The sequence below is a fragment of the Paenibacillus agaridevorans genome (genome assembly GCF_003112455.1).
Lineage (GTDB): Bacteria > Bacillota > Bacilli > Paenibacillales > Paenibacillaceae > Pristimantibacillus > Pristimantibacillus agaridevorans.
The window spans coordinates 2,764-7,149 of sequence record NZ_BDQX01000383.1 but is presented as its reverse complement, the minus strand read 5'-3'; the positions used below and the strand labels follow the sequence as shown (position 1 = coordinate 7,149).

5 protein-coding genes are annotated in these 4,386 nt (G+C 55.2%); 4 read left to right on the top strand and 1 reads right to left on the bottom strand.

Annotation, left to right across the window (positions count from 1 at the left end; translation table 11 throughout):
* The first annotated feature begins 68 nt into the window (after nt 1–68).
* Nucleotides 69–935, top strand: coding sequence for an AraC family transcriptional regulator (locus PAT3040_RS29385; protein WP_087569108.1), 867 nt, complete (start codon nt 69–71; stop codon nt 933–935).
* A 41-nt stretch (nt 936–976) separates the two neighbouring features.
* Nucleotides 977–1,783 (top strand): sugar phosphate isomerase/epimerase family protein, encoded by an 807-nt coding sequence (locus PAT3040_RS29380; RefSeq protein WP_087569107.1) that lies wholly within the window; start codon nt 977–979, stop codon nt 1,781–1,783.
* A gap of 26 nt (nt 1,784–1,809) precedes the next feature.
* Here the strand turns inward: PAT3040_RS29380 and PAT3040_RS29375 are convergent, their stop codons facing one another.
* Nucleotides 1,810–2,700 (bottom strand): AraC family transcriptional regulator, encoded by an 891-nt coding sequence (locus PAT3040_RS29375; protein WP_108995481.1) that lies wholly within the window; start codon nt 2,698–2,700, stop codon nt 1,810–1,812.
* 127 nt (nt 2,701–2,827) lie between these two features.
* On the opposite strand from PAT3040_RS29375, the gene PAT3040_RS29370 reads away from it, so the two are divergent.
* Nucleotides 2,828–3,601, top strand: coding sequence for a phytanoyl-CoA dioxygenase family protein (locus PAT3040_RS29370; protein WP_087569105.1), 774 nt, complete (start codon nt 2,828–2,830; stop codon nt 3,599–3,601).
* Between the two features lie 261 nt (nt 3,602–3,862).
* The coding region (locus tag PAT3040_RS37585; RefSeq protein ID WP_181376911.1) for a response regulator at nt 3,863–4,386 on the top strand (524 nt) is incomplete at its 3' end.

Below are 4,386 nucleotides of genomic sequence, written 5' to 3'. Positions count from 1 at the left end.
ATCGGCCGCGCCGTCCTTTGACGGCGCAGCGCGTTTCGTTCCGGGGTTATAAATGAGGGGGTGAAGCCATGCGGGACGACCGCGCGCCGGAGCGCTTGCTGGGAAGCCAGTTTCTCGAAAAAAACGAATCCTATCGTATCTTCAAGCAGGATGTCAACGGGCGAATCCACACCCATTGGCATGATTTTTTTGAGCTCGGATACATCTTGTCAGGCAAAGGCGTCCATATGGTAAACGGAGAACCATTCCCGCTCGGCAGGGGAATGGTCTTCTTGCTGACGACGGCCGACTTTCACGAGATCGTGCCGGACGAGGGCGAGACCATTCATCTCTACAATATGATCTTCAAGGATTCATGGGTGATGCCGGAGCTAGCCGAAAAGATGTTCGAACGGGAAGCCCCGCATGTCTACACCTTGTACGACGAAGACGCCGAACGCATGAGGAGGGAATTTAGCGGCATATGGGAAGAGTCCCGGGAGGAACGCTTCGGGAAGGAGTGGCTGGTTCGCGGCAGTCTGGAGCGGGTGCTGATCCTGTTGACCAGACGATGTCTGCCGGCTGCCGGGATTTCGACAGCTCGCGATTCGGCAAGCGACAGGCATCCTTCCATAAGGAAAGCGCTCGTTTATTTGCAGCATCACTTCCGTGAACAGGTGACCCTTGGGTCGATTGCCGCCTACGCCGGATTGTCGGCGAACTACTTCAGCGAATGCTTCCATAAGCAGACGGGCATTTCCTTTCAGGAATACGTCAGCGAGAAGCGGCTTCTTTTCGCCTCCGCGCTGCTCGGCAGCACGCGACTGGCGATAACCGAAATTTGTTATGCTTCGGGGTTTAATACGATCCCCCATTTCGAGAAATCGTTTAAGAGGAAGTACGGTCTGTCGCCTAGAGACTATCGAAAAAGAATCGGTTCGGAACGGAAAACTTGATCAAGTTTATGCCAATGGGCATAAAGAAGGAGTGATAAAGGTTGAACTTAAACGTATTTAAAGCTTTATGGGGAATGGAAGGAACATACGAAAAGTTTCTGGAGCGTGCCGCGAACGCGGGTTATGCCGGAATTGAAGCCCCGCTGCCCTCCAAGGAGGATGAAGCGGCATTTAAGCAGGCTCTTAAGCGTCACAATTTGTCTTATATCGTACAGACCTTTACAAACGGAGACCATGCGTCCAGCTTCTCGGAGCAAGTCGAGAGAGCCGCGGGCTTCGAGCCTGTCCTGATCGTCTGCCATAGCGCCAAAGACAGCATGAGCGAAGCGGAGCAAGACCGCTTTTACGACCATGCCCTGAAAGCGGAGCAGCGCTGGGGCATTCCGGTGGGGCATGAAACGCATCGCGGCCGCGCGATGTTTACGCCTTGGACAACGGCAAGACTGCTGCGCCGCTTTCCTGAGCTTCGTATTACGGCGGATTTCAGCCACTGGATGAACGTCTGCGAATCGCATCTGGAGGATCAGGAGGAGGCGATCGAGCTTGCGATCCAAAGAACGATCCACGTTCATGGCCGGATCGGATTTCCGGAAGGGCCGCAGGTGCCGCATCCGGCCTCTCCGTATTTCGAGAAGGAGCTCGGCTTGTTCTTGGGCTGGTGGGAGCGGATATTTGCCGTTCAAGCTGCCGCAGGAAGGGAGCAAGCTACCTTTACGGCGGAGTTCGGTCCTCCCGGCTACATGCCGACCGATCCGTTTACGAACAAGCCGGTATCGGATTTGTGGGAAGTGAACGAGTGGATGACGGATCGCTTGAAAAAGCAATACGAGCAATGGATGACATCGTAACGAACGGCCACAGATGAAATAGCGGACTAGGGATGGAGATGATCGGCATGTCGCCAGTTTGCTTCGCGGTAAGCGGCCGGCGGCATGCCTTTTTTTTGCGTAAAGGAGCGGGTAAAATAATGAACGGACGAGAACCCGACCTGTTCGGCAATTTCCTTAATCGGCGTTCCGGTCCGGATCAGCAGCTCCTCGGCTGCGCGAATGCGTTCGTTCCGTACGGTTGTCGTATAGGATTCTTTGATGTTCTCGGCAAACAGCCTTGACAGATGCCTCTCGGACACATTTAGGAGACGGGCGACTTGCTGCTGGGAGAGGTCGCCTGCCAGATTGTCGCGAATATATTGTTTGGTGCGCTGCACGAGGATCGAGGAGTCGGTCCGGACGGGCGGGCGATTCGAACTGCGAGCAACGCCGAGCAAGTCCGGGAACGAAGCGAGCAGCGAATGCGCAAGCGCGGGAAGAACGCCGGCGGATAAGGCGCCGGCGTACGAATCCGGCACGAGTAGGGACCGCCACAATCCCGCGATAGGAGAACCCGACTGATTATCCATCCAGACCTCTCCTTGCCCAAGCGCATCCAGGTAGGATTCGAGCTCGGCCGGATCCGACTGCTTCTCGTCCGGTTCGAACGCTACGTACAGCAGATCAAGCTCGTTTACATCCCTGATTTGGTGGACGACGCCGGGCCTGGAGCAGAACAACACGCCTCTATGCAACGAATATTCCCGATCGCCTTCGGTATAAATCCCCGTTCCGCCCTCGACGTAACAGATTTCGAAAAACGAATGCTTGTGGACCGGATTGGCCACCAGGTGCCGGGAAACTCCCCAATAATGCACATGAAAGGTGAGCCGTTCGCCCTGCAGCAGTCCGGCTTGCCGGTTAAGTCTTTCCTGGCTTTGTTGCCACTGAAACATATCAATCCGACCTCCCTTGGCGGAATTTTGCAAAAAGGCGTCCGATAGGTGCAAATACGATTTATGTATAGAATACCTATAATGAACGTAGAGTGCATCCTATATTTGCGAAGGAGAAGGATCAGATATGAATCAGGCCGATGTACAATTTTACAAAGAGAATGGGTATTTGCTGGTCAAGGGCGTTTTCTCTATGCAAGAAGTGGAAGAGATGAGGGCGGCCGTCGAGAGCATTATTCAGAGGGCGGCACGCGCGAAGGCCGATGCCAATCACGCGTGGCAGGGCGACTATCTGGAGCCGGAGCAATTAAAGAAGCTGGTTCTGAAGGGGTTTCACGACGTGCACTACCATGACGCGTCATTTACCAGGGCCGCGACGCATCCCAATATGGTAAAAGCGTTAAACGGCATCATCGGACCGAACGTGCAGCTGCACCACTCCAAGATGCTTGTAAAGCCGCCATCCAATGGGGCGGCGTTTCCGATGCACCAGGATTATCCGTACTTCCCTCACCGCGATCATTCCATGCTGGCGGCGAGCGTGCACCTGGACGATGCAGACATGGAAAACGGCTGCTTGTGCGTGGTCCCCGGTTCGCACAAGCAAGGGCCGATGCCCCATGTCGGCGCCCATTATCTAAACCATAAAGAGCATCCGATCTCGTCGGGAACGCCGTGTCCGGCTCAAGCGGGCGACGTGTTGTTCTTCAACTATCTGACCATTCACGGCTCCGACGTCAACAAAAGCCCGAGAACGCGGCGGAACGTCCTGTTCCAATACCGCGACGCATCAGACGTTCCGACGGAAAATGTCCACTTCGATTGGGGCATGGGACTGATGGTCAGCGGCGAGAATCCGGACTTCTCCCGCGCGAGGCCGAACTACCGCATAGTCGAGTAGGATGAAAGAATGACCGGCCTCTTTGGCCGAACTTGCCCATACAGCAAGTTCGGCGAAGGAGGCTTGTTGTTTGAGGAGAACGATGCGGATGATAGCTCGTATACGAAGCTTGCGATACATCACGAACTCCATGGATTTCATCATCGTCCTGTGCATGGATTATGCGTTATACTGAGAATGCCAATAGCAGAGCCGCCGTGCCCTTACGTACGGCGGCTCTGCTGCTAATAGACGGGCATAATCGTACGGGAGGGATCCGACATGTACAAAATTTTGGTCGTAGACGACGAACCGAGAGTAAGCGCCGGGATTAAAAATGTCCTGCTGTCATCCGAGCTGCAAATTACTCATGTGGAGACGGCGCTGAACGGCTTCGAAGCTATCGATTATTTGCGCATGGAAACCTTCGATCTGGTGCTTACCGATATCCAGATGAGCCGGATGAGCGGTCTGGAGCTGATGGAGACGATCTATATGGAGCAGCCCCATCTGCCCGTCATCGTCATCTCCGCGCACGAAAAATTCGATTTCGCGAAGAAGTCGCTGAGACTCGGGGCGAGAGACTATCTCGTCAAGCCGGTGGAGCTTGCAGAGCTGCTGCGCATCGTCGGCCGGGTGCTGCGGGAGAAGGAAGAGCACGGCAAACAATCGCTAGAGCGGACAATACGCGAGGGCGAGGCGGAGAGGACCGGCGCGGCGCGGCGCAACGAGCTGCTGCTGGAGCTGGTTACGGAACGGAATCTGGCCAAAGCGGATTACGAGGATCTCATCGACGAGCTGGGCGG

Excerpts from the sequence above, each read along its gene's own strand:
- PAT3040_RS29385 (WP_087569108.1), top strand. The coding sequence starts at position 69 with ATGCGGGACGACCGCGCGCCGGAGCGCTTGCTGGGAAGCCAGTTTCTC.
- PAT3040_RS29370 (WP_087569105.1), top strand. The coding sequence starts at position 2,828 with ATGAATCAGGCCGATGTACAATTTTACAAAGAGAATGGGTATTTGCTG.
- PAT3040_RS29375 (WP_108995481.1), bottom strand. The coding sequence starts at position 2,700 with ATGTTTCAGTGGCAACAAAGCCAGGAAAGACTTAACCGGCAAGCCGGA.